Source organism: Nonomuraea dietziae (assembly GCF_014195505.1).
Taxonomy (GTDB): Bacteria; Actinomycetota; Actinomycetes; order Streptosporangiales; family Streptosporangiaceae; genus Nonomuraea; species Nonomuraea roseola.
The window spans coordinates 8083337-8108277 of the sequence record NZ_JACIBV010000001.1; the positions used below are offsets into that span (position 1 = coordinate 8083337).

23 protein-coding genes and 1 pseudogene are annotated in these 24941 nt (G+C 70.3%); 6 read left to right on the plus strand and 18 right to left on the minus strand.

The genetic code is table 11. The features are described 5' to 3' along the window. Positions 1 to 91 precede the first annotated feature (91 nt). The 3 genes from FHR33_RS38475 to FHR33_RS38485 form a co-directional block, all read right to left on the minus strand. Entirely contained in the window at positions 92 to 316 is a 225-nt protein-coding gene (locus FHR33_RS38475; RefSeq protein ID WP_183658650.1) for a hypothetical protein, read from the minus strand. A 460-nt stretch (positions 317 to 776) separates the two neighbouring features. Continuing rightward, entirely contained in the window at positions 777 to 1178 is a 402-nt protein-coding gene (locus tag FHR33_RS38480) for a hypothetical protein (protein ID WP_183658652.1), read from the minus strand. Between the two features lie 501 nt (positions 1179 to 1679). Continuing rightward, the gene (locus tag FHR33_RS38485) at positions 1680 to 2711 is read right to left on the minus strand and encodes an aldo/keto reductase family protein (RefSeq protein WP_183658654.1); all 1032 of its coding nucleotides are present in this window, start codon (positions 2709 to 2711) and stop codon (positions 1680 to 1682) included. 51 nt (positions 2712 to 2762) lie between these two features. On the opposite strand from FHR33_RS38485, the gene FHR33_RS38490 reads away from it, so the two are divergent. Continuing rightward, positions 2763 to 3482 (plus strand): FadR/GntR family transcriptional regulator, encoded by a 720-nt coding sequence (locus tag FHR33_RS38490; protein ID WP_312895913.1) that lies wholly within the window; start codon positions 2763 to 2765, stop codon positions 3480 to 3482. A 349-nt stretch (positions 3483 to 3831) separates the two neighbouring features. On the opposite strand, the gene FHR33_RS38495 is transcribed toward FHR33_RS38490, so the two are convergent. The 3 genes from FHR33_RS38495 to FHR33_RS38505 all read right to left on the minus strand — a co-directional run bounded on the left by FHR33_RS38495 (position 3832) and on the right by FHR33_RS38505 (position 7157). Continuing rightward, positions 3832 to 4494, minus strand: a complete 663-nt coding sequence (locus FHR33_RS38495) for a hypothetical protein (RefSeq protein ID WP_183658656.1) — start codon at positions 4492 to 4494, stop codon at positions 3832 to 3834. A gap of 157 nt (positions 4495 to 4651) precedes the next feature. After that, complete coding sequence (gene glnA, locus FHR33_RS38500) at positions 4652 to 6076, minus strand: type I glutamate--ammonia ligase (protein WP_183658658.1); 1425 nt, start codon at positions 6074 to 6076, stop codon at positions 4652 to 4654. 94 nt (positions 6077 to 6170) lie between these two features. Then, entirely contained in the window at positions 6171 to 7157 is a 987-nt protein-coding gene (locus tag FHR33_RS38505; RefSeq protein ID WP_183658661.1) for a hypothetical protein, read from the minus strand. 72 nt (positions 7158 to 7229) lie between these two features. Between FHR33_RS38505 and FHR33_RS38510 the strand changes: the two genes are divergently transcribed. The 3 genes from FHR33_RS38510 to FHR33_RS38520 are packed head-to-tail and all read left to right on the plus strand — an operon-like array spanning position 7230 to position 9229. Then, entirely contained in the window at positions 7230 to 7697 is a 468-nt protein-coding gene (locus FHR33_RS38510; protein ID WP_183658663.1) for an RDD family protein, read from the plus strand. Positions 7698 to 7755: 58 nt separating this feature from the next. Then, positions 7756 to 8304 carry a TetR family transcriptional regulator gene (locus FHR33_RS38515; protein WP_183658665.1) on the plus strand — a complete coding sequence of 183 codons (549 nt, stop codon included), beginning with the start codon at positions 7756 to 7758 and terminating at the stop codon, positions 8302 to 8304. 1 nt (position 8305) lies between these two features. Further along, complete coding sequence (locus FHR33_RS38520) at positions 8306 to 9229, plus strand: glycoside hydrolase family 113 protein (protein WP_183658666.1); 924 nt, start codon at positions 8306 to 8308, stop codon at positions 9227 to 9229. Here the strand turns inward: FHR33_RS38520 and FHR33_RS38525 are convergent. The 12 genes and pseudogenes from FHR33_RS38525 to FHR33_RS38580 all read right to left on the minus strand — a co-directional run bounded on the left by FHR33_RS38525 (position 9213) and on the right by FHR33_RS38580 (position 23498). Next, positions 9213 to 9975: pseudogene (locus FHR33_RS38525) on the minus strand (class I SAM-dependent methyltransferase). The gene FHR33_RS38520 and the pseudogene FHR33_RS38525 sit on opposite strands and share 17 nt — an antisense overlap. Then, on the minus strand, positions 9975 to 10655 hold the full coding sequence (locus FHR33_RS38530; RefSeq protein WP_183658668.1) for a DUF4191 domain-containing protein: 681 nt from the start codon (positions 10653 to 10655) through the stop codon (positions 9975 to 9977). Before FHR33_RS38530 ends, FHR33_RS38525 begins: the two are co-directional and overlap by 1 nt. Positions 10656 to 10733: 78 nt before the next feature. After that, the gene (locus tag FHR33_RS38535; protein ID WP_221241420.1) at positions 10734 to 11957 is read right to left on the minus strand and encodes an alpha/beta hydrolase family protein; all 1224 of its coding nucleotides are present in this window, start codon (positions 11955 to 11957) and stop codon (positions 10734 to 10736) included. 198 nt (positions 11958 to 12155) lie between these two features. Further along, a complete protein-coding gene (locus FHR33_RS38540) occupies positions 12156 to 14528 on the minus strand; it encodes a beta-glucosidase H (RefSeq protein WP_312895915.1) in 2373 nt (790 codons plus the stop codon). A 115-nt stretch (positions 14529 to 14643) separates the two neighbouring features. After that, a complete protein-coding gene (lipA, locus tag FHR33_RS38545) occupies positions 14644 to 15573 on the minus strand; it encodes a lipoyl synthase (RefSeq protein WP_183658670.1) in 930 nt (309 codons plus the stop codon). Between the two features lie 18 nt (positions 15574 to 15591). Beyond that, positions 15592 to 16569, minus strand: a complete 978-nt coding sequence (locus FHR33_RS38550; RefSeq protein ID WP_183658672.1) for a M48 family metalloprotease — start codon at positions 16567 to 16569, stop codon at positions 15592 to 15594. 32 nt (positions 16570 to 16601) lie between these two features. Then, positions 16602 to 17276: a lipoyl(octanoyl) transferase LipB gene (gene lipB / locus FHR33_RS38555; RefSeq protein WP_183658674.1), complete on the minus strand. Its 675-nt coding sequence runs from the start codon at positions 17274 to 17276 to the stop codon at positions 16602 to 16604. A gap of 59 nt (positions 17277 to 17335) precedes the next feature. Next, positions 17336 to 18073 carry a Type 1 glutamine amidotransferase-like domain-containing protein gene (locus FHR33_RS38560; RefSeq protein ID WP_183658676.1) on the minus strand — a complete coding sequence of 246 codons (738 nt, stop codon included), beginning with the start codon at positions 18071 to 18073 and terminating at the stop codon, positions 17336 to 17338. A 37-nt stretch (positions 18074 to 18110) separates the two neighbouring features. Further along, a complete protein-coding gene (locus tag FHR33_RS38565; protein WP_183658678.1) occupies positions 18111 to 19004 on the minus strand; it encodes a TIGR01777 family oxidoreductase in 894 nt (297 codons plus the stop codon). Between the two features lie 106 nt (positions 19005 to 19110). Then, on the minus strand, positions 19111 to 20616 hold the full coding sequence (sucB, locus tag FHR33_RS38570; protein WP_183658680.1) for a 2-oxoglutarate dehydrogenase, E2 component, dihydrolipoamide succinyltransferase: 1506 nt from the start codon (positions 20614 to 20616) through the stop codon (positions 19111 to 19113). 21 nt (positions 20617 to 20637) lie between these two features. Beyond that, the gene (gene lpdA, locus FHR33_RS38575; RefSeq protein ID WP_183658682.1) at positions 20638 to 22002 is read right to left on the minus strand and encodes a dihydrolipoyl dehydrogenase; all 1365 of its coding nucleotides are present in this window, start codon (positions 22000 to 22002) and stop codon (positions 20638 to 20640) included. A gap of 38 nt (positions 22003 to 22040) precedes the next feature. After that, on the minus strand, positions 22041 to 23498 hold the full coding sequence (locus FHR33_RS38580; RefSeq protein WP_183658684.1) for a leucyl aminopeptidase: 1458 nt from the start codon (positions 23496 to 23498) through the stop codon (positions 22041 to 22043). 96 nt (positions 23499 to 23594) lie between these two features. Between FHR33_RS38580 and FHR33_RS38585 the strand changes: the two genes are divergently transcribed. Beyond that, positions 23595 to 23942, plus strand: coding sequence for a GntR family transcriptional regulator (locus tag FHR33_RS38585; protein WP_183658686.1), 348 nt, complete (start codon positions 23595 to 23597; stop codon positions 23940 to 23942). Next, positions 23939 to 24907, plus strand: coding sequence for an SdpI family protein (locus tag FHR33_RS38590; RefSeq protein ID WP_183658688.1), 969 nt, complete (start codon positions 23939 to 23941; stop codon positions 24905 to 24907). The genes FHR33_RS38585 and FHR33_RS38590 overlap by 4 nt, the downstream gene beginning before the upstream one ends. Positions 24908 to 24941 lie beyond the last annotated feature (34 nt).

Genomic DNA, 24941 nt, shown 5'->3' on the forward strand with positions numbered 1-24941 from the left:
GCTAGGGGAAGGCGTTATTGATCCCTTATTGCTTCACTGAAGGGGGAAATCGCAGCACTGATCTTGAATGGCAGAATCCTCGTCCTCCGGGTCACAGCGCCTCCACGGTGCAGACCCCCTGCCCTGGCGGACCACCCGGCTCGGCGTCCATCCAGGCCGGCGGACCCAGCACTGCGTACACCTGCTCGGGGAATGACAGGTCCTCGTCATCCAGGACTGGCTCCAGCCGCTCGACGATCTTGAGGAACGTCCTCCACACGGCGCGCTCGGTTCGGTAGCGCTTCAGAATTTTGGCGATGACCTCGAGCACGCCCAACCGCTCGGCGACTGTGGTGGCGCTGGCAACGGCGTTCGGGCAGCTGCTGGCGGCCGGGTACGCAGCGGGAAACGGGGCCGGGACGAGTCCGGCCGACTGGTGTGGCAGACGGTCCTGAGCCGGCCCGTTGGGTGCGCGATCACGTGTGGACACCGCCCTGAGGCATGATCGCTGAAGTGCGGCTCACCACATCGGTGACTCCTTGAAGCCAACACCCGACCGCCCTGGAGGAGTCGTCGTGACCATGCCTGAACACGTCACACCCTGGCGCGGCGCTCGCTACGACATGCCTGTCGGTCAGCAGCTGGAGCGCTGCAACGAGTAATCGTGATCAATGAGGCCCACGGGTCCACACGCGCTGCCGCCTGGATGCCCGTGTCCGGCCTGGACGATGGGCAACCGTCTCCGGCAGCGATCGACGGCCTCTGGATGATCAATGCGTGAGCGACGGGCGGGCCGCCTATTCGACGCGTTCGGCGTTGGAGTCGTAGCCGCCTCCGTCCGGGTAGACCCACGCTCCGGTGAGGCTGTGGCTGTCCGGACTGAAGACGCCCTGATAGTAGGCAGGAGAGCCTCGCTCGCCCGCCCAGATGGTGAGGGTGTCGCCCTCTATTTCATAGGTGTAGTCGAGGGTGCTGCCATCGTCGCCGTAATAGCGAGACTTGATGTCGGCGCTGGGCTCGGCCATCAGCTTTCGTTCCCGGCCGATGATCTCGATGCCGTGTGCGCCGCCAAGGTGCACATCCTGCTGGAGGAAGAAGTCGTTCAGCCAGCGGTAGGTCACGGTTCCCTCGTGCCCTCCGGTGATCTTCCAAGTGCCGACGAGCCTGGACAGGGCCTGCAGTGCTGGGTCGTTGGTCATCGCCGTCCCCTTCGCATCGGGTCGTCACCTCGACAGACCGGCGTCCGCAACCATCTCATCGGTCGCAAGGGCATACAAGCCGGACTAACCCTCAGGCGAGCTCGTCCTCACCGGACTTTCGGGCAGCTCCTTGCCGATCCGCCGGCGCAACACGCCCACCAGGCCGGCGGCGCTGGCCACCTGGCGTCAGCAGCTCGGCGGCCTCGCTCTGCGGCAGGTGCCGAAGCAAGAGCGCCACCAGGTGCGCCAGCTCGGGTGCCCGGCCAGGTGCCGGCGGCGACGCAGCGCCAGGTCGGGCCGTAGACGGGCTTCCATTTCCGGGATCGCATCCATCGATGTCTTCGCCCAGCCACACCCGCGAGGTCGGCGTGCCAGCACGCTGGCATGTCAGCGAGCTGGCATGCCACGCGTTTCCGGGACGGTGTCTACAGGCTGCGCCATGGTCGTGCCCGGCGGCCGATGAGCTGGTGGCCGCCAAGGGCGACGGCCACCATCCCGCCGTCAGGACTTCCAGGCCGGCATCACGTCGAACGGAGCCGCGACCTTGGCGGGGTCGCGTTCGGCGAGGTCTCCGTACATGTCGTCGATCAAGACGGCGTCGATCCTGGCCATCGTCTCCGCGTCGAGCGTGTGGCCGGCGGCGACGGCGTTCTCGCGGATCTGCCCGGGACGGGAGGCCCCGATGATGGCGCTGGAGACCGCCGGGTTCTGCAGGACCCACGCGACGGCGAGCTGGGCGAGCGTGAGACCGAGCTCGTCGGCGATCGGGCGCAGGCGTTGCACGGCCGACAACACCGGCCCGCCGAGGTAGCGGCCGACGAAGGTGGAGCCGAGGGAGCTGGTGGCCCGGCTCTCGGCGGGTGGCTGCTGCTCGGGCCGGTACTTGCCGGTCAGAGTGCCCTGCGCCAGAGGGGAGAAGGCGATCTGGCCCAGGCCCAGCCGGGAGCTCGTGGGCACGATCTCCGGCTCGATGACCCGCCACAACAGGGAGTACTGCGCCTGGTTGGAGATCAGCGGCACCCTCAGCTCCTTGGCGAGGGCGGCGGCGGCCTCGATCTGGTCGGCTCGCCATTCGGAAACGCCGAGGTAGAGCACCTTGCCCTGCCGTACCAGGTCCGCGAAAGCGGTCATGGTCTCCTCCAGCGGCGTCTCCTCGTCGAAGCGGTGCGCCTGGTAGAGGTCGATGTAGTCCGTGCCGAGGTTGCGCAGGGAGGCGTGACAACTGTCGGTGATGTGCTTGCGCGAGAGGCCCTTGTCGTTGGGGCCGGTGCCGGTCGGCAGGCAGACCTTGGTGAAGATCTCGATCGACGCGCGGCGCACACCAGACAGGGCTTGGCCGAGCACTCGCTCCGCGGCGCCGTAGTCGGGGCGGCCGTACACGTCCGCGGTGTCGAAGCTGGTGATGCCGGCGTCAAGGGCCTCGGCCACGCACTGGCGTGCGTTCTCGGCGGCGTCGGCGGAGTGGGTGAGCCAGTTGCCATAGGTGAGCGCGCTGACCGACAGGCCGCTGGCGCCGAGCTTGCGGTATTCCATGGCACAGCAAGCTAGCATGGACATCCAATCATTGGACCTCTGGAGATCTCCGTGCGTACGGTCACCCGAAACTCGCTCGTCGACCAGGCCATTCAGCAGCTACGCGAGGCGATCGTCTCCGGTGAGTGGCCGGTGGGGGAGCGTATCCCTGCCGAGCCGCAACTGATCGAGCTGCTCGGCGTAGCCCGCAACACGATGCGCGAGGCGGTCCGCGCGCTGGCGCACGCGGGCATGCTGGAGGTACGGCACGGCGACGGGACCTACGTGCGCGCCAGGGGCGAGACCGAGGGCGTGCTGATGCGCCGGCTGGAGCTGTCGGACCTGCTGGAGGTGGCGACCGTACGGCGCGGGCTGGAGGTGGAGGCCGCCCGGCAGGCCGCCGAACGGCACACGCCGGACGACCTGGTACGGCTGGCGGACCTGGCCGGCGGTCCCGACGAGGGCACCATCCAGGACCGCGTCGCGCGGGCGATCGACTTCCACCTCGCCCTGGTGGACGCTTCCCACAACAAGTTGCTCATCGACCTGTACCGGGCTATCTCCTCTGTGGTCGCCGCCGGGATGAGCCAGGCCACCGCGGACCCCCGACTGTCCGACGTCGGCACGCGCGAGCATGAGGAACTGCTCGCCGCCATCGCCGGCGGTGATGGCGAGCAAGCAGCGCAGGCCGCGGGCCGGCACCTGGCCCCGCTGATCGACCAGGTGCGAGCCCGCCTGGCCACGTCGGCATCCGGGAGGACAGGTACGGATTTCGGCGGTAGGGCTAAATGAGCTTCCGTTTCCGCAGTTCAGCGCATCGACTCCTGTTGACGGACACCCGACAGGCCGCACGGAACGCCACTCCGCCGGGGTGCGGAGTGCCACGTTGCTCCTCGCAGGCCGGTCGGTGGCTGCTGGCGAGTCGGTAGGAACGGGTCGCCGATGCTGTGGCCGGCGAGCGAGTGAGCCTCTCCCGGCTCGGTGGCCCACGAGGTCGGCTCGGGGGCGGTGTGGCGCTGCAGGATCTCGCGCTGGAAGATCTCCTCAGGCTCCGTGTCGGCCTGTGCGGGCCGCATGGCGCCGTTCCAGCGGGTGGTCGGACGGATGGCTCCTGGTCGCAGGACAGCGAGAGCCCGAGCGTTCAGTCCCCCTGACGCCCTTCCGCCGTCCGCCGCAGTTCCTCGACCAGCTCCAACGAGGTGCGAGCCGCACAGACCTCATCCCACGAGACAGAGCCCGCACCTCGGTTCCACGGACTGTGCACCTCCTCCTCCAGCGAGCGGAGGGAGGCGGCGTGTTCCTCGTGCAGGACCGCAAGCATGGAATCGCCGCAGCGCGCCGCCTCACCCTCACGCACCTCCCTGCTGGGGTAGTGATCCGCGGCCAGGCAGAAGACCGTCGGACGGCCCGCCCGGAGCTCCTCCAGCCGGTAGCACACGATGCGGTCCTCATCAGCGGCGGCGGCAGCGGGAATCTGCAGGAGCGGCAGCAGATCAGGGTCGCGGGCCACGAGGAGCGACTCGACCTCCGCCATGGGGTCGGGCAAGTCCGTCGGGCCGCCTCGATCAGGCGGGACGGCCAGTTGCCAGGGCTGGTTGGTGAAGTACGCCAGGAGGTCCAGGGACCACAGCCCGGCGTCGACGACGGCGAAGACCTCCTCGGGAAACGCGACGCCATAGCATTCGCGCAGCACCTCGCGCGGACCCAGCCCGTTCCCGTACAGCTCCCGCGCCAGCCGCGCCATGGAGGTGTAGTCGCCGCGGGACGCCTCTGCCCGCAACCGACCGATATTCTCCGGGGTCATCGCGGCCCTCCTCTCGTCGACGGCCCTCAGGATCTCACCGAGCAGCGCAGGGGCCACGCCGGGGGCGGCGTCACCCCTCAGGCCCCGACCGCAGCTGAAAAGGCCGTCGGCCGCGCCCGGGGCGGGCACGGCCGACGGCCTCACTCACATGACGTGCTCACACGTCGTAGTACATCTCGAACTCGTGCGGGTGCGGGCGCAGGCGGATCGGGTCGACCTCGTTGGTGCGCTTGTAGTCGATCCACGTCTCGATCAGGTCGGGCGTGAACACGCCGCCCTCGAGCAGGTAGTCGTGGTCGGCCTCGAGCGCGTCGAGGACCTCCGACAGCGAGCCGGGCACCTGCGGGACGAGACGGGCCTCCTCCGGAGGCAGCTCGTACAGGTCCTTGTCGACGGGCTCCGGCGGCTCGATCTTGTTGCGGATGCCGTCGATGCCCGCCATCAGCATCGCCGCGAAGGCGAAGTACGGGTTGCAGGAGGGGTCGGGCACCCTGAACTCGATGCGCTTGGCCTTCGGGTTGGACCCGGTGATCGGGATGCGCACGCAGGCCGAGCGGTTGCGCTGGGAGTAGACCAGGTTGACGGGCGCCTCGTACCCCGGCACCAGGCGGTGGTAGGAGTTCACCGTCGGGTTGGTGAAGGCCAGCAGCGAGGGCGCGTGCTTCAGCAGGCCGCCGATGTAGTAGCGGGCGGTGTCGGACAGGCCCGCGTAGCCGACCTCGTCGTAGAAGAGCGGCGAGCCGTCCTTCCACAGCGACTGGTGGCAGTGCATGCCGGAGCCGTTGTCACCGAAGATCGGCTTCGGCATGAAGGTGACCGTGTGACCGTACTCGAGGGCCGTGCTCTTGATGACGTACTTGTAGAGCATGAGGTTGTCGGCCGTCTTGAGCAGCGTGCCGAACTTGAAGTCGATCTCCGCCTGGCCCGCGGTGCCGACCTCGTGGTGCTGCATCTCGACCTCGATGCCGCTCTCGATGAGATTGCGGACCATCTCCGAGCGCAGGTCGGTGAAGTGGTCCATCGGCGGGACAGGGAAGTAGCCGCCCTTGTAGCGCGGCTTGTAGCCCAGGTTGCCGCCCTCGGCCGCCTTGCCGGTGTTCCAGGCGCCCTCGATGGAGTCGACGTAGTAGTAGCTCGAGTGCTGGTTGGTCTCGAAGCGCACGTCGTCGAAGATGTAGAACTCGGCCTCAGGGCCGAAGTAGACCGTGTCGGCGATGCCGGTGCCCTTGAGGTACTCCTCCGCCTTGCGGGCGACGTTGCGCGGGTCGCGGCTGTAGGCCTCGCCGGTCAGCGGGTCGTGCACGAAGAAGTTGATGTTGAGCGTCTTGTGCTGGCGGAACGGGTCGAGCACGGCACTGGAGGGGTCGGGCAGCAGGAGCATGTCCGACTCGTGGATGGCCTGGAAACCGCGGATCGACGAGCCGTCGAACATGAGGCCGTCGGAGAAGACGTTCGCGCCGAAGTTCTCGACCGGGAAGGTGAAGTGGTGCGTCGTCCCCGGCAGGTCGGTGAACCTGACATCGACGAACTGCACCCCTTCGTCCCTAATGAACTTCAGGACGTCGTCGGCGGAGTTAAACACTCTCGAACCTCCCAGGGGCATGGGCTATCAGGCCGACCGTAGGGGTCGGCCGTTTCCGGCCCGTGTCCCGATTGTTTCGCATGTGTTAAGCCCGTCACGTCTCGGAGGAGATCGTGCACGCCTCGTTCTCCTCGGGGGTGAGGTCGTAGGGGTCGCCGGCGTGCTCGGTGGCCCGCTCGGCCACCTTGTCGCGTGGCGAGTCGGGATAGAAGGGGTGGACGAAGGAGTCGTCGACGTCGCACCTGGCGGGGGTCACCCCGCCGGTGTTCCAGTTGTAGACCCAGACGACCAGCTCGCCGTCCTCCCGGTAGACGTGCGCCTCGCCGACGTGGTGGGAGACCACCCGGTGCCGGGTCCACGGCTGGCCCGGCCGCTGGACGGCGTAGACGAAGACGTAGCTCATCGAGATCTTCACGCCGGTGCGGCCGTCGTCGCTGTAGCGGCCCAGCGTGGTCTTGCCCTTCACCTTGACGACAGGGGTGGCCAGCTCGGCGGTCTTCGGCGCGAAGCTGTGCACCCACGCCCTGGTGTTGAAGTCGTCCTTCGCCGCGAACCCGCGGGTCCTGTCGAGGTTCTTCCTGAACCAGGCGCGCTCCTCCGGGGGCAGCAGGTCGGCGAAGGCCTTGGGCCTGCCTCCCATGAGGGTCGGCACGTCCAGGTGCGAGGCGGCCATGAGGGCCTTGACCCGCTTGAGGGCGGTGGCCACGTCCTTTTTCGACAGGCCGTGCATGGCCTTGGCGGGAGGCATGACCAGGCCCGCCGCACCGTTGGGGTAGCTTTCGGCCTTGGAGCCTTCGAAGGGCCCCACCTCCTCGGGTGAACCGGCCACCGGCTCGGTCTCCTCGGGTACGGGTCCGAGAGTCGGCAGCGCGGCCTCGACGGCCGCGAGCAGGTCAGGCAGCCTGCCCGCCACCGTGCCTCCCGCCGCGATCAGCACGGCGACGACGGCGACCGCCGCGACGGCGGCCACGGTGATCCGGCGGCGGCGGGACGGGCGGGCGGTGGTCCTCGGGCGTGGTCGCTCGGGTTCCACCTGGGAGACGAGCGCGTTGAAGCGGTCGTCGAGATCGTCGGGGGACATGGATGGATCGTGCCTTTCGGGGGGTGTCGAGGCATGATACGGACCGGCACCCCGGGCGGATACCGTTGGGGTATGAGCGGCAAGCAGGAGCAGCCCCGGTGGACCCAGACCTGGCTGGGAGGGGTGAGGTCGGCGGGGGTCGATCTCGGGTACCCGGGAGAGCGGCTGGGCGTGCCCGAGGAGGGCAGCGGCTCGATGGCCAGGTTCGGGCGCAGGTTCGGCGCCCTGGTCATCGACTGGCTGATCTGCACGTGGGCCATCGCCCAGGCGCTGCTTCGGATCAACCCCGCCGAGTCGCCGTGGGTGCCGGTGGCGATCTTCGCGGTGCAGTACCTGCTGCTGGTCGGCTTCCTCGGCCAGACCTTCGGCCACCGGCTGATGGGCATCAGGGTCGCGGCGATGGACGGCGGGCGGCCCAGGTGGCTTCCCGTGCTGGTGCGCACCATCCTGCTGTGCCTGGCCGTCCCCGCGGTGATCTTCGACCGCGACCAGCGCGGCGTGCACGACAGGGTGTCGAACACCATGGTCGTGCGCATGTAGGGCAGGATATCCCTAAATTCTGTACCCGGTTCATCTATGAACCAGGTATGGTTTCGGCATGGCTGGTCTGCGCGAGCGCAAGAAGGAACAGACGCGCTGCCGCATCGAGCAGGTGGCGATGCGGTTGTTCGCCGAGCGGGGCTTCGACGACGTCACGGTCAACGAGATCGCCGAGGCGGCCGAGGTGGCGAAGGTGACGCTGTTCAAGTACTTCCCCTCCAAGGAGGCGCTGGTCCTCGACGGCGTCAAGGAGGACTTCGCGGGGATCGTCGCCGCCCGCCAGGACGACCGGTCGGTCGTCGACGCGGTGCGCGACCACTGCGCCCTGATGGTCAGGGCCGACGCCCCCGAGGTGGCGACCCTGGTCAGGATCATCTCCGGCAGCCCCGCGCTGCTGGTGGGGTTGCAGGCGGTCCAGGCGGGACAGCGGGCGGAGCTGGCGGCCGTGCTGGCCGCCGAGCAGGACGAGATCACCGCCCGCCTCATGGCGGCGCAGCTCATGTCCACCGTGACGGCGCTGCAGGAGCTGTTCTTCGAGGGACGTCTCACGGACGACGCGGTGAAACGCGCCTTCGACCTGCTCGAGAACGGAATGAGGGGACACTGACGTGCGCGCCACGGGCATCAACTACGACACGGGCTTCCTGCCCGACCTCTCCAGGAAGACCTTCGACCCCGCCGACGTGGCCAGGGAGATGAAGGTGATCGCCAAGGAGCTGCGCTGCACCGCCGTACGGGTGTCGGGGGTGGTGCCCGAGCGGCTGTCGGTGGCCGCCGAGCAGGCGGCCGCGGCCGGCCTCGAGGTGTGGTTCGCGCCCTTCCCCGTGGACCTGACGCCCGAGGAGATGACCGGGCTCTACGCCGACTGCGCCGACAGGGCCGAAGCGGTGCGCAGGTCGGGCGCCGAGGTGGTGTTCGTCACGGGGTGCGAGACCAGCGCCTTCGGCCGGGGTTTCATGGCGGGCGAAACCTACATGGAGCGCATGGAGGCCATGGCCATGGCGGACATCGAGTGGTGGGGCAGGCTCGGACCCGTGCTCGAGCGCCTGAGCCTCTTCCTCGCCGACACCGTGGAGGCGGCGGTCAGGCCGCGCTTCGGCGGGCGCGTCACCTACGCCTCGGGCCCGTGGGAGTTCATCGACTGGACCCCCTTCGACCTGGTCGGCGTGGACGCCTACCGGGCCGCCTACAACGCGGGCAGCTTCGCCGAGGAGATCCGCGGCCACTTCGAGCACGGCAAGCCGGTCGCCGTCACGGAGTTCGGCACCTGCGCCTACACGGGGGCGGGGCAGCTCGGCGGCATGGCCTGGCGCCCTCCCGCCGGCGCGGTGCGTGACGAGGGCGAGCAGGCCCGCTATTTCACCGAGCTCATGGACGTCTTCGAGGCCGAGGGCGTCGACAGCGCCTTCTGGTTCACCTTCGCCGGGTACAGCCACGAGGGGGAGGACGACCTGGCCTCCTACGGCGTCGTCAGGATGCCGGGAGGTGAGCCCAAGGAGGTCTTCCACGCCATGGCTAAGCGCCACAGGTGAAGATGGCCGTGCCCGGCAGGTGCCGGCCTCTGAGGGGGCTCCATCCGCCCCACACGCGGTCGTGGCCGCGCGGCCACTCGGGCTCCAGCAGGCCTCTGACGGTCAGCCCTGAGGCGACCACCAGGGAGATCCAGTCGCCCATCGTGCGGTGGTGCTCGACGTAGGTGGGCGTGCCCTCGTCGTCCCTCTCCTCGTACGGCGTGCGGTCGAAGTAGGACCGGTCGGAGGTGAGCCCCCGCTGGCCCGGGTCGTCGGGAAAGGCCCACCTGATCGGATGGCTCACCGAGAACACGAACAGCCCGCCGGGCCTCAGCACCCTGCGGACCTCGAGGAGGACCCGCAGCGGCTCGGCCACGAACGGCAGCGCGCCGAAGGCCGAGCACGCCAGGTCGAAGCTGGCAGGGGCGAAGGGCAGGCTCTCGGCGTCGGCCTGCACGACGGGAACGCGCAGCCCGGTGTCGAGGTCGAGGCGCTGGGAGTGGCGCAGCTGGCGGTGGGAGATGTCGAAGGCCGCCACTCTCGCGCCCTGCCCCGACAGCCATCGCGCGCACTGGGGCCGCGCCGCAGCCGATCTCCAGCACGTCCTTGCCCGCGACGTCGCCGAGCAGGTGCGCCTCGGCCTCGTCGACCCCCTCGGGACACCAGATGAAGCCGGAGTCACGAAGGAAGTCTCCGTGCTCCACCTGGTACTCGTCCGCGTTGCCGTCCCACCAGAAGCGGTTGGCCCGCGACGACGCCGACAGCACTAGCGCATCTTCGGGCCGCGCGGCATGCGGGCGCCCTTGGGCATCGGGCCCTTGGGCATCGGCAGGTTCTTCGGCAGCGAGCGCAGCCGGTCCTTGACCTGGTTGACGGCCGGCTTCTTGAGGTTGCGCGGCAGCTTCATCAGGTGGCGCTGCAGCTTGCCGAGCGGCACCTGGCCCTCGCCGTCGCCGCACTGGATGTCGTAGACGGGCACGTCCATGACCACGCGCTGCAGCCGCTTCTTCTCACCGACCAGCATCTTCTGCACGCGGTTGCCCGGCCCCTCGGAGACCAGCACGATGCCGGGGAAGCCCACCACCAGGTGCACGAGGTCCTGGTCGCGGTTGGCGGCGATCGCGGGGGTCACCTCCCAGTTGCCCCGCATGCCCTGCAGCACCGCGGCGGCCGCGCCGGTCTGGCCGTCGAGCATGGAGTACTGGGCGCGCTGGGCCAGCTGGCCGAACACGATCAGGCCCACGGTGAACGCGAGCATGATGCCGATGAAGATGGAATACCAGATCCAGCCCGTGACCAGGCCAATCACGATGACCACCGCCAGCGTGGCGACCGCCGAGAGAAAGACGATCGGCATCCCCTTGGGGTTGGCCTGCTGGATGATCTTCGCGATCATGCGGAGCTGCTTGATGCGCCCCGGCTTCTCTGGGTCTACGGGCTTAGCCATGTTGTGAAGGATACAAACACCACCCGCCGGAGATGAAAACGTGACCCGTCCTTGCGCGGCTCGTCGCGGGCGGTCCTCTCAGGGGATCGGCTTCACCTCGGGGAAGCGGCTGCTCAGGGCGTCGAACAGCGTGGTCTGCCTGCCCTTCAGATGCAGGTCGAAGAAGGCGCTGACGTAGGCGCGCTGGGCGGTCACGGCGCGGCGGGGATCCATCGTCCCGATGATGTCGCCGGCCGGCACGCCGAGCTCTCCCGCGAGCTGGGGCACCATCGCCTCGGCGTCGGAGAAGCTGTAGTGCGCCGTCCCCGTGAAGCGCAGCTCGCGCTTCCAGCCCGTGGACCTGTCCCAGAACGACTTCCACGACGGATCGCTCGCCCTGGTGTGGTTCTCCGCGGCGATCTGGAGGAACGGCTTGGCGACGCCGGTGGTCGCGACCGACCCGCGGAAGCCGCCGTCGAGGTTGACGCCCGCGTCGACGCGCCGGTCGCCGTGCGTGAGCTGAGCGGCCGTGGCCCCGCCCATGGAATGGCCGAGCGCCCCGACCCTCGTCAGGTCAAGCCCGCCGCGCAGACCGGCAGGCAGCCTGCGCCGCTCGGCGTCGGGGTTGTCGCCGCGCCCGAGCCGTGCGAGCTGGTCGAGCACGAACCTCATGTCCTCCTCGCGGACCCGCTGCGCCTTGGCCATGTCCTCCTGCGTCGGCCGCTGAGGGAAGGCGCTGCGTTCGAGTCTGCCGCCGGGGAACTCGACCTGGGCCGCCTCGTAGGTGTGGTCGACGGTGACGACGGCGTAGCCCCTGGAGGCCAGCTCCTCGACGAGTGTGGCGCCGATCGTGCGCGGCGCGCCCGCGCCCGCGGAGAACAGCACGACGGGGACGCGCCCTGCCCGCCTGTCGACGGGGGCGCCCGCCCTGGCGTGCGTCGTCGTGGCGGCCCAGTCCACCGTGCCGGGCTTGGTGCCGAAAAGCGCGGGCGCGAGGGTGTCGTCGAAGTCCGCCGCCGCCAGCGGCGCCATCTGCGGGGCCAGAGGAAGGCGCGGCGAGCCGCCCGCCGGATACCAGACGCTCACCATGAGCTCCCTGTACGGCCTGGCCGCCACCCACGGGTCGGGACGCGACTTGTCCACCAGGTGCAGGTCGGTCACGCCGATCGGGCTCCCGCCTGTCGGCGCGGGCAGTCTCAGCCTGACGGCCGAGGGCTCGGCGGCGGCGGGCGCGGCGGTCAGCGTCGCGACGGCGGCAAGGGCCAGCCCCATGGCCTTCACCCCGGTACGGCGCGCGCGAAGGCCCGGTGTGGAAGTCGGCATCGGTCATCTCCTCGTAGGCGGTTGACGTCCTGCAAGGAGCCTCGCAGCGGCCGGCGGCGTCGCTTTCCTCCTGCCGGACGAACTGATCGTCATACCGCGGGGGCACGGCGAGGACCTCGTCATCCTGAGGATGACCAGGGGCGCACGACGAGCGCCCCCGTGAGCGGACTGGCTCGCGGAGGCGCTCGTGATGACGGCTCAGATCTTGGTGGTCGCCCCGAGTCTCCTGTCGGCGACGCTGCGGCCGGCCTCGACCGTGTACTCGCCTGGCACGGTCGTCCAGCCCTCGTCCGTCCAGATCTGGAAGGCGCGCTCGGGCAGGAACACCGTCGTCAGCACCGTCTCGCCCGGAGCGGCCTCCACGACGTCGAAGCCGGCCAGCCACCTGGCGGGCCTGCCGTCGGGCGTCGGGGCCGAGAGGTAGACCTGCACGACCTCCCGTCCCTCGCGCGGGCCCGTGTTCGTGACCGCGACCGTCACGGTCGAGCCCTCGGCGGCGATCGAGTCGTAGGACCAGCTCGTGTAGCCCAGGCCGTGCCCGAACCAGAAGGCGGGCGTGCGCTCCAGCTTCTCCCAGCCCCTGTAGCCGATGAAGACGCCCTCCTCGTAGGGGACCCGCCCCTCCACGGGCGTGACGTCGACGACGGGGCTGTCGGCCAGCCGTACCGGCCAGGTGGTGGGCAGGCGGCCGCCTGGCTCGGCGTCGCCGTACAGGACGTCGGCGAGGGCCGACCCCGCCTCCTGCCCCGGGAACCAGGTGAGCAGCACCGCGGCCACGTCGGCGATCCACGGCATCTCGACGGGAGAGCCCGCGTTGACGACCACGATCGTGCGGGGGTTGGCGGCGGCGACGGCGGCGATGAGCTCGTTCTGACGGCCGGGCAGGCGCAGGTTCTCGCGGTCGAAGCCCTCGCTCTCCACCTCGAGCGTCGTGGCGGCCACCACCACGGCCACCTCGCACGACCGTGCCGCCTCCACCGCCTGGGTGATGAGGACGTCGTCGCCGGGGGAGGGGTTGGCGTGGCCGAGGGTGTAGGCGACGAACGCCATGCCGCCGAAGGCGCCCGCCGGGTGGGTCACCTCCAACTCGTAGGCCGTGCCCTCGGTCAGCTCGACGGCGACGCGCCGCTCGGGCGGCGACAGGAACGCCGCGGCGGGGTCGTCGCCCTCCAGCTCGATGGTCGCGTCGAAGACCGTCTCGCCGTCGACGCGCACGGTGAAGGGGCCCACGCCCGCGACTGACAGCTCGTGCGCGCCGGTGAGGTCGGGGGTGTAGGCGGCGCGCAGCCGTACCGCGCTGAGCCGCTCGCCGTCCACGTCGGGCGGCAGCTGTCCGACCCACCTGGCCTCCGTCGTCGCCAGCGGGTGCTCGGCGAGCACCTGCCCCTCGGCGTCGAGGAACTGCGCGGTCGTCGGTACGGCCAGCGGCGACAGCCGCACCCTCGGGTCGGTGCCGAGGGCGTAGCGCACCCCGCCGCGGGCGCGCAGCCCTTCCAGCGGGGAGATCGTGCGGTCGGGGAAGACCTGCGCGCTTCCCCCTCCCATGATCCGCGCCTCGTCGGCGGCCGAGCCGATGAGCGCCAGGCTCGTCACACCCTCGAGAGGAAGCAGGTCGCCGTCGTTCTTGAGCAGCGTGAACGAGCGTGCCGCCACCTCCCGTGCGAGCGCCACCCCGTCGATCGCGGCGTGCTCGGCCCGCTCGGCCGGGGCGCCGGACGTCGGCCGCAGCGCGCCGACCCTGTGGGCCAGGCGGAGGATGCGGCGGACCTTGTCGTCGACGACCGACTCGGGCACCCGGCCCTCGCGCACGGCCTCCTCGAGCTTGTCGCCCCACGGCCCGAACGGCCCCGGCATCGCCACGTCCGTGCCGCCCAGCGCCGCCGCCTCTGTGGAGCGCACGGCGGTCCAGTCGGACACCACGTATCCGTCGAAGCCCCACTCCTGCTTCAGCACGCCGTTGACCAGCTCGGAGTGCTCGGTCATCGTGGTGCCGTTGACGGAGTTGTAGGCCGTCATCAGGCCCCAGGCGCCCGCCCGCACCACCCGCTCGAACGGCGCCAGGTACGCCTTGCGCAGCACCTTGTCGCTCACCCTGACGTCGACGGTGAAGCGGTCGGTCTCGAAGTCGTTGGCCACGAAGTGCTTGGGCGTGGTGGCGACACCGCCCTCCTGCACGCCTTCGACGTAGGCGGCGCCCAGCTCGCCGGTGAGGTAGGGGTCCTCGGAGAAGCACTCGAAGTGCCGTCCGCCGAGGGGGGAGCGGTGCAGGTTGATCGTCGGCGCCAGCAGCACGTGCACGCCCTTGCGCCTGGCCTCCTGGGCCAGCAGGCGGCCCACCTGGCGGACCAGGCCGCTGTCCCAGGTGGCGGCCAGCGCCGTGGGGCTCGGCAGGGCGATCGAGGGGTCGGCGGAGGTCCACTGCTCACCGCGCACGCCGATGGGGCCGTCGCTCATCACGAGCCGGTCGAGGCCGATCTCGGGGACGGCGGGCAGCGACCACATGTCCGCGCCGGTGAGGAGGCGGATCTTGGTGGAGAGGTCCAGCTGGTTGATCAGTTCGTCGAAGTCCACGCAGTCAGTGTCAACCAGAAAACCTACTGATCGATAGGTTTGTGACCATTGCGTTACATCGAGAATGCGAGAAGGACCGCGCCCCTGGTGGGACGCGGTCCTTTCACGTGATCGGTCAGACGATCTGGCGAGCCTCGATGGCCTGCTGGTAGAGGCGCCCCGCCCGGTAGGAGGAGCGGACCAGCGGCCCGGACAGCACCCCGGCGAAGCCGATCGCCTCTGCCTCGGCCTGCAGCTCGACGAACTCCTCCGGCTTCACCCACCGCTCCACCGGGTGGTGGCGCGGCGTGGGGCGCAGGTACTGGGTGACCGTCAGCAGGTCGCAGCCCGCCTCGTGCAGGTCGCGCATGGCCTGGACGACCTCCTCGCGCTCCTCGCCCATGCCCAGGATCAGGTTGGACTTGGTGACCAGCCCCGCCTCGCGGGCCTTGGTGATCACACCGAGCGAGCGCTCGTAGCGGAAGGCGGGACGGATGCGCTTGAAGATCCGCGGCACGGTCTCGATGTTGTGCGCGAAGACCTCGGGCTTGCTGGAGAAGACCTCCTCCAGCTGGGCCTGGTCGCCGTTGAAGTCGGGGACCAGCAGCTCGACGCCGCAGCCCGGCAGCAGCGCGTGGATCTGGCGGGCGGTCTCGGCGTAGAGCCAGGCGCCGCCGTCGGGCAGGTCGTCACGGGCGACGCCGGTCACGGTGGCGTACCTCAGGCCCATCTGCTGCACGGACTCGGCGACCCTGCGCGGCTCGTCCTTGTCGTACTCCTTCGGCTTGCCCGTGTCGATCTGGCAGAAGTCGCAGCGGCGGGTGCACTGGTCGCCGCCGATGAGGAAGGTCGCCTCGCGGTCTTCCCAGCACTCGTAGATGTTGGGACAGCCGGCCTCTTCGCAGACCGTGTGCAGGCCCTCCCTGCGCACCAGCGATTTCAGCTCGGTGTACTCGGGACCGGTCTTGAGCTTGGTCTTGATCCACGGGGGCTTGCGCTCAATAGGGGTTTCGGCGTTTCGCACCTCCAGGCGGAGGAGCTTACGGCCTTCAGGAGCAACGGTCACCGTTCAAGCTTACGTCTCTCAGGTAATGAGGCCGAACCCGCCTGCCGCCCTGGTGTAGTGCCTGCTCAGCTCGGTGTCGATGACCGCCGAGGCGGCAGCGTCGAGCAGCGGGGAGCCGGGGGCCGAGGTGAGCACGCCGTCGGGGGCGAGCCTTGCCCTCGTCAGCGCCGACTCCCTGATCGCCTCGACGCTCTCGCCGCGCAGCACGGCCGCCTGCATCGGCGCCAGGTAGCTGCCGTGGGCGATCAGCTCCTCCAGGTCGGCGAGGTCCTCCTCCGTCGTCGCCCGCAGCGTGAGCGCCCGCCACCGCCCTGCCGCCTGCGCGCCGCCCGCCGCGGCCAGCCTGGCCAGGAGGTGCTCGACGATCAGCACGGGCCAGCCGAAGGCCCTGCCGACGAGCCTGCCGAGCAGGCCGACGGCGTTGTAGGAGGAGCTCGGCGCCCAGGCGCCGAGCGACATCGCCATGGCCACGTCGGCCTCCCTGCGGGCGCTCAGCGGTTCGGCGCCCAGGAGCGAGTGCCGCCACTCGCCGAGCGTGGACAGCGCGCCCTCCACGAGGAAGCCGTCGTCGGTGACGGCCGTGGCGTAGGCGCCCGCCAGCAGCGCCACCCGCTGCCTCGGCGAGACGGCCAGCCACAGCGGAAGCCCCACCAGCAGGACGGGGACCCTGCGCACGCCGAGCCTCAGGTAGACCGCGGCGGTGGACAGGTCGAGCACCGCGACCTGCGCGGGACGAGGCACGCCCACCTCGTCCGCCACGCGCGCGGCCAGGCCGTACAGCTCGGGGGCGGCGGAGGGGGCGAGCACCTCGGCGTCGTCGGGCAGTCGGCCGAGGCGCGGACGCAGCAACACCCCGATCGCGACGAGGAGGGCGCCGAGCATCCAGGACAGGAACAGGGAGGGGGAGCCGACGACGATGAGCACACCGAGCACGACGAAGGCGAGTGTCAGCGCGTGGACGGCGAGGGACACGGCGAGCGCGGCGATCCTGCGCATGCCGCCGATCCTAAAGGCGGCTCAGCGCGATGTCAGCGCTGTCTGGCCACCGCCTGGAGAAGATCCTCCTCGTGCATCTCGTACGGCTCGGCCTCCAGCGCCTCGGCCAGCCGCTTCTCCGCGTACGGCATGACCTCGTCGACCACGATGCGCCGCCCCGCCTCCTGCGACAGCGAGGTGACGGCCGCGTCGGCAAGGCCGCAGGGCACGATCCTGTTGAACCACCTGAGGTCGTTGGCGCAGTTGAGCGCGAAGCCGTGCATCGTGACGCCGCCCGCGATCCTGATGCCGATCGCGCCCAGCGCCCTGTCGGGGCCGCCCTCGCCGGGCACCCAGACACCGCTGCGCCCCTCGATCCTGCGCACGGCCACGCCGAAGTCGGCGCAGATCTGGATCATGGCGTCCTCGAGCGCGTGGACGTAGGCTCCGATGTCGCCGACCCGCATGATCGGATAGCCGACGAGCTGGCCAGGCCCGTGCCAGGTGACGCGCCCGCCCCTGTCGACGTCGACGACGGGGGTGTCGTCAGCCGGCCGTTCGTGCGCCGCGGTGCGCTTGCCCGCGGTGTAGACCGGGGCGTGCTCCAGCAGCAGCGCGGTGTCGCCGAGCGATCCTGCGACCCTGTGGGAGTGAACGCGTCTTTGGAGAGCCCAGGCCTGCTCGTAGGGCACGTCCACGCCAAGACGGACAATCGTCAGCTTCGCCACAGAACAAGGTTACTCACAAGAAACGCGCCCGTGGGACTTCCTTTGCCCCAGCTCAGCCGTCATGCCGTGAGAAGCCTCGGCTCGATCCTGAACTCCTTGACGCCGCCGGCGCCGTCGTGCTCGACCTTGTAGGCGTAGCCCGCGGGGTCGACGGTGACCGCCTGGATGAACTCGGTGCCCACGTAGTGCAGGCCGACGCCCTCGTCGGCGGCGTAGCCGTCGGGCAGCTCACCCGAGGCGACCGACGCCTGCAGCAGCTGGCGGCGCTGGGGGTCGGAGTTGTAGTGGACGCCGCAGGAGTAGGGGAGCATGGCCAGGCCGTCGGCCCAGGTCCGCAGCGTGGGGCCGAAGGAGTCGGTGTTGCCGCCGACGTGCCAGCACAGCGCGCCCGCGCTCTGCCCCGCCAGCACCACGCCGGACTTCCAGGCCTCCTCGAAGGCCTCGTCGAGGCCGTGCAGCCGCCACAGCGCCGCCAGGTTGGCCACGCTGCCGCCACTGACGTAGATCATGTCCTGTTCGAGCATCCACGCCCTGGGGTCCTCGACGTTGGGCATCGGGAAGACCGTCAGGTGGCTCACCTCGACGTCCCAGCCCGCGAAGGCGCCGTACATCTTCAGCAGCCAGTCGGAGTCGTCACCCGTCGCGGTGGCCAGCAGGCCGAGCTTCGGCCGGTCCTGGCCGGTGAGGTCAAGGGCGTAGCGCAGCAGGGGGCTGGCCTCGATGAAACCGTATCGGGCGGTCTGCCTGAAGGAGCCGCCGCCGATGGCGAGGATGTGCGACTGTCCTGACCTGCTCATTGTGTAACCCCCACGGGTGAGTCGGACGAATGGCTCACTAGAGTACGGCGGGCAGCGCGTCGTCGAGGGTCGGATGCAGGAACCTGAAGCCTGTGTCAAGCAGTTTCGCCGGGACGGCTCGCTGTCCGATCAGCAAGCCTTCGTCCGCGAAGCCGCCGAGCACGGTGTGCAGCGCGAAGCCCGGCACGGCGACCGGCATCGTCGCCCTCTTCACCGCCCTGCCCAGGGCTTTCGTGAACTCCTTGTTGGTCACCGGCTCGGGGGAGGTCAGGTTGACCGGCCCCACCACATCGCGATTTTTCAGGACATGGAGGGCTGCGCGGACCCAGTCGTCCAGCGAGATCCAGGCCCACCACTGCCGCCCCGACCCCAGCGGCGCGCCGAGTCCCATCCTGAACACCGGCAGCATCTGCTTGAGCGCCCCGCCCCTGCCGCTCAGCGTGATGGCCGTGCGCAGCCGTACGGTCCTGACGCCGGCCTGCTCGGCGGCGGCCGCCTCCTCCTCCCAGCACTCGCAGAGCTCGGCGAGGAAGCCTTCACCGCGCGGCCCGCTCTCGTCGGTCACCCGGTCGCCCGTATCGCCGTAGAAGCCCGCTCCAGAGGCCGACAGCAGCACCTCAGGCGGCCGCTCCAGCCCTCTCAGCGCGGTGACCAGTGTCCTGGTGCTCTCGACGCGGCTGGCGACGATCTCCCTCTTGTACGCCTCGCTCCAGCGGTGCTCACCCAGCCCCGCGCCCGCCAGGTGCACCACGGCGTGGGCGCCTTCGAGCGACGCCCTGTCCACGAGGCCCCGCTCGGGGTCCCATCGCGACTCCTCGGTGCCGCGCGGCGCCCTGCGCACCAGCCGTACGACCTGGTGGCCCTCGGCCTTCAGCGCGGCGACCAGCGCGGTCCCCAGCAGCCCCGACGCGCCCGTCACGATGATCGCCATTCACCCACCCTACGCCCGGAGCCTCCGCGTCAGCCGTACGGGCGGTGGAAAGGGGCCGGGCGCCCGCGGAGAGCTCCGCGGGCGCCCGGTGTGATCACCTCGGGTGTTACGCCAGACCCAGCTGGGCCTCGAAGCGGCCCTCTTCCAGGCGGCGCTTGATCGTGGTGAGGAAGCGCGCCGCGTCGGCGCCGTCGACCAGGCGGTGGTCGTAGGTCAGCGCGAGGTAGACCATCGAGCGGACCGCGATGACCTCGCCCTCCGGGGTGTCGAGCACGACAGGACGCTTGACGACCGCACCGGTGCCGAGCATGCCGACCTGCGGCTGGTTCAGGATCGGCGTGTCGAACAGCGCGCCGCGGCTGCCGGTGTTGGTCAGCGTGAACGTGCCGCCGGTGAGCTCGTCGGGCGTCACCTTGTTGTCGCGGGTGCGCTCGGCCACGTCGGTGATCTTCCTGGCCAGGCCGGCCAGGTTGAGGTCACCGGCGTTCTTGACGACCGCCGCGAGCAGGCCACGCTCGGTGTCGACCGCGACGCCGAGGTTCTCGACGTCGAAGTAGGTCACCTCGTTGGTCTCGTTGTTGATCGTGGCGTTCAGCTTCGGGTGCTGCTTGAGCGCCTCGACGGCGGCCATCGCGAAGAACGGCGTGAAGGTCAGCTTGACGCCCTCACGGCGGAAGAACTCGTCCTTGGCGCTGTTGCGCAGCCGGGCGATCTTCGTGACGTCCACCTCGACGACCGAGGTGAGCTGGGCGGCGGTCTGCAGGGACTCGACCATGCGCTTGGCGATGGTCTGACGCAGCCGCGTCATCTTCTCGGTACGGCCACGCAGCGTGGTGTCGACCTGGACAGGCTCGGGCGCGGCCGCGGGAGCCTGGGCGGCCGCCGCGGGAGCGGCGGGCGCCTGGGCAGCGGGAGCGGCGGGCGCTGCGGCCGGAGCGGCGGCCTGAGCCGGAGCGGCCTGGTCGCGCTGGGACTTGGCGGCCTCGAGCACGTCCTGCTTGCGGATGCGGCCACCGACGCCGGTGCCGTTCAGCGAGTCGAGGTCGACGCCGTGCTCGTTGGCCAGCTTGCGCACCAGTGGCGTGACGTAGGGGCTGTCGCCACCCGACGGCAGCGGGGTGGCGGCCTGAGCCTGGGCGGGCGCCTGAGCCTGGGCCTGGGCGGGCTCGGGAGCGGGCGCCTGCGGGGCCTGGGCCTGCGGGGCCTGGGCCTGGGCGGGCTCGGGAGCAGGAGCGGGCGCGGGGGCCTGCTGGGCGGGCGCGGCCTGCGGCGCGGCGGGCGCGGGCTGCGGGATCGAGGAGGCGGGCGCGGGGGCCGGCTCGGGCTCAGGCTCGGGCGCGGCCTCGGGAGCCGGGGCGGCGGCGCCCTCGGTGCCGTTCTCGTCAATGATCGCAAGCTCGGCGCCGACCTCGACGGTCTCGTCCTCGGCGACGACAATCTTGGTAAGGACGCCCGCCGAAGGCGACGGGATCTCGGTGTCGACCTTGTCGGTCGACACCTCGAGGAGCGGCTCGTCGGCCTCGACGCGCTCGCCCTCCTTCTTCAGCCAACGGGTTACCGTGCCCTCGGTCACGCTCTCGCCGAGCTGGGGCATCTGTACGGAGACCGGCATGGGTATGACTTCCTCGAGTTCTTAGTTGTGGACGTGCAGGGGCTTGCCGGCCAACGCCAGCATGGCCTCGCCCATGGCTTCGGACTGGGTCGGGTGAGCGTGGATCAGCTGGGCGACCTCCGTGGGGAGCGCCTCCCAGTTGTAGATCAGCTGGCCCTCGGTGACGAGCTCGCCGATGCGGCGGCCGACCATGTGGACGCCGACGACGGGACCGTCCTTCTGGGCGAGGACCTTGACGGCCCCCGAGGTGCCGAGAATCTGGCTCTTGGGGTTGCCGGCCAGGTCGTAGACCTGCTCGACGATCTCGATGCCCCGCTCGGCCGCCTGCTTGGAGGTGATGCCCACCGAGGCGACCTCAGGGTCGGAGTAGGTGATGCGCGGCACGCCGTCGTAGTCGATGGGCGGCGGGTTGAGGCCCGCAATGTGCTCGGCCACCATGATGCCCTCGGCGAAGCCGGCGTGCGCCAGCTGCAGGGTGGGGATCAGGTCGCCGATCGCGTAGACGCCTGGCACGCTGGTCTGGCAGTGCTCGTCGACGACCACGGCGCCACGCTCGATCGTGACGCCCTGCTCCTCGAAGCCCATGCCCGCGCTGACCGCGCCGCGGCCCACGGCCACCAGCAGCAGCTCGGCGTCGAGGGTCTTGCCGTTGGCCAGCGTGACGACCACACCGGTGTCGGTGGTCTTGACGCTGTCGAAGAAGACGCCCAGCTCGTACTTGATGCCCCTGCGGCGGAAGGCCCGCTCCAGCAGCTTGGAGCTCGACTCCTCCTCCAGCGGCAGCAGGTGGGGCAGCGCCTCGACGATCGTGACCTCGGCTCCGAAGGAGCGGTAGACGCTGGCCAGCTCCACGCCGATGACGCCGCCGCCCAGCACGATGACCGAGGTGGGGACGCGATCCATCTTCAGCGTGTGCTCGCTGGTGATGACGCGCTCGCCGTCGATCTCGAGGCCGGGCAGCGACTTGGGGGCGCTGCCGGTGGCCAGCACGATGCTGCCGCCCTCGTAGACCTCCGCGCCCACCTGGACGCGGTTGGGGCCGACGAGTCTGCCCTCGCCCTCGACGATCGTGACGCCCGCGGACTTCAGCAGGCCCTGAACGCCCTTCCACGCCCGAGTGACGATCTTGTCCTTGAAGGCGTGGACGCCAGGCACGTCGATGCCGTCGAAACGGGCCTTGACGCCGTAGGCCTCGCTCTCGCGGGTCTCGTCGGCGATCTCCGCCGAGTGCAGCAGGGCCTTGGTGGGGATGCAGCCGCGGTGCAGGCAGGTGCCGCCGATCTTGTCCTTCTCGATCAGCGCGACCGTCTTGCCCAGCTCTGCCGCCCGCAGTGCGCAGGCGTAGCCGCCGCTACCGCCACCTAGGACGACGATGTCGTAGGCCACAGGAAAGCTCCTTGTCGGATGGTGATGCCGTCATCTTTTCACTTGTTAAGGCCCGTTGCGGCCCTCTCGGCCAGTCCGATGAGGGTGCGGGTGATGGCGCCCGTGCCGCCCTTCGGGGTGTAGCCGTGCGGCTCGCCCTTGTTGAAGGCGGGACCGGCCATGTCGATGTGCGCCCAGCGCCTGCCCTCGGGGACGAACTCCTTCAGGAAGATGCCGGCGGCCAGCATGCTGCCCCAGCGCTCGGGCTGGAGGTTGGCGATGTCGGCGATGGGGGAGTCGAGGCCCTTGCGCAGCTCCTCGGGCAGCGGCATGCCCCAGGCGCCCTCGCCCACGGAGTTGGCGACCTCGACGACGTGCTCGCGTACGGCGTCGTCGTTGGACATGACGCCCGCCGTACGCCAGCCGAGGGCGACGATCTGCGCGCCGGTCAGGGTGGCGACGTCGACGATCAGGTCGGGGTCGTCCTCCGCGGCGCGGGCGATGCCGTCCATGAGGACCAGGCGGCCCTCGGCGTCGGTGTCGAGCACCTCGACGGTCTTGCCGCTGTAGCTGGTCAGCACGTCGGAGGGGCGCGTGGCGGTGCCGCTGGGCAGGTTCTCCGCCAGGCAGAGGTAGCCGACGGCGTTCACCTTGAGCCCGAGGCGGGCGATGGCGACCAGGGCGCCGAAGACCGCGCCGGCTCCGCCCATGTCGGACTTCATCCAGTCCATGGCGGAGGACGGCTTGAGCGAGAGGCCGCCCGAGTCGAAGGTGATGCCCTTGCCGACGAAGGCCAGCGTCTTGGCCGCCTCGGGGTGGGTGTAGGACAGGCGGACCAGGCGCGGCGGGTTGGCCGAGCCCTGTCCGACGCCGACGATGCCGCCGTAGCCGCCCTCCTTGAGCTGCTTCTCGTCGAGCACCTCGACGCTGAGACCGGCCTTGCCGCCCTCCTGCTCGGCGATCTCGGCGAACTTGGCGGGCCACAGGTCGGAGGGCGGGGTGTTGACCAGGTCGCGGACCAGTGCGACGGAGTCGGCGACGATCGAGGCGCGCTCGGCGGAGCCTCCGGCCGAGGTCAGCACGTCGAGTTCGGCGACGGGAGCCTTGCGCTCGCCGTTGGTGCGGTACCGGCTGTAGTCGTAGGCGCCGAGCAGGCCGCCGAGCGTGACCGCCTCGGCCTCCTCGGCCGAGGTCGCCGGCAGCGCGAGCGCGGCGCGCGCGGTGCCCGCCAGGGAGCGGACGGCAGCGCCCGCTGCGCGGCGCAGGCCCTCCTGGTCGGCGGAGTCGCCGAGACCGACGGCGACCAGCAGCGGCGCGGTGATGGCGCCGAACGTGGGGATCTTGGCCAGTTCACCGGCCTTGCCGGTGAAGGCGACGGTGGCGAGCGCCGTCTCGAAGGCGCTGTCGACCGCCTCGATCGAGGAGCGGGGCCCCTGCGGGCCTGACACGAATCCGACGACCAACGCGTCGGTGTCGAACGAGACGGGATCTGCTGAGTTCAGCCGCACAGTGGTCACGTAGACCGATGCTATCCACGGTTGGCGGCTTATTCATAAACAGGGGTTCATCCTACCAATACTGTGCCAAGAAATGGTGCTAGTGTTGATAGCACCATGTTGCTCACGCTCGATCTCAACGACCCCCGTCCCCTGCACGAGCAGGTCGCCGGGGCGATCAGGCGCGCCATCGGCGACGGCTCCTATGCGGCCGGGGATCGCCTCCCCCCTGCGAGGGACCTCGCCGACGCGCTCGGCATCAACGCCAACACCGTTCTGCGCGCCCTGCGCGAACTGCGCGACGAAGGGCTCCTGGAATTCAGGAGAGGGCGGGGGGTGAGCGTGGCCGGCGTCCCGACCGGACGCGCGCTCATCGTCCAGCGGGCGCGTGACCTGCTGGAAGAGGCGAAGAAGTACGGCTACAGCCGCGACGACCTCATCGACGTACTGAAGGAGCTGCCATGAACAGGGCATTGACAGCGGCGGGGATCTGGGGGCTGATCGTCACCGCCGTCCTCGTAAGCGTCCCCCTGGCCCTCCGTGACAGGCTTCCCGACCCTCTGGCCACTCACTGGAGCGGCGCGGGTCCCGACAACCACATGTCCTTCACCCAGAACCTGCTGTTCACCGTCGCCATGGCGCTCGTGGCGCTCGCGATCATGGTCGGTGTCGCCCTGCACGGGAAGGCCTTCGAGCGGCGGCTGAGCCGCGCCTACTGGTGGGGCTTCCTGGTCGGCTGGGGCCTGTTCGTGATCGGCATGGAGCTGTCGATCGTCTACTCCAACCTCGACGTCTCCGACTGGACGCGGGCCAGGCCCCTCGGCTGGGGCGTCGCCGCCACCATGGCTGTGGCCGCCGCGGGCGGTGTCCTGGCGGGCTACCTCCTCAGGGGCGCTCCCGACCAGGCCCCCGAGCCAGGAGAGGCCCCGCCCAGGCTGCGGCTGAAGGCGGGACAGCGCTCGGTGTGGGTCAGCCGCGTCTCCAACGCCTGGCTGGCCGCGCTCGCGGTGGTCTCGGGCGTCGGGGCGCTGGTGCTGGGCGTGTCCACGGCGCTGGGGCTGATGGAGGGCGCGGCCTCCGGCCTGCTCGGTGTCTCGGTGATCCTGCTGGTGGCAGGGCTGCTCACCTCCTCCGCCACCGTGCGGATCACCCAGGACGGCGTGGCCATGGGCTTCGGCCCCCTCGGCTGGCCGGTGCGCAGGATCAGGCTCTCCAAGATCGAGAGCGCGTGGTCCGAGGTACGCCACCCGAGCCAGGTCGGCGGCTGGGGGCTGCGCGGCGTGCCGGGCATGGCGGCGATCATGCTGCGCGGCGGCGACTGCCTGGTGCTGCGCTACCACTCGGGCGGTCAGCTGGTCGTCAGCATCGACGACGCCGCGCGCGGCGCCGCCCTGCTCAACGCCCTGCTCGCCGAGCGCGTCGGACGATGACCCGCCGCCACGAGCCCTTCCTGCCCGCCGACCC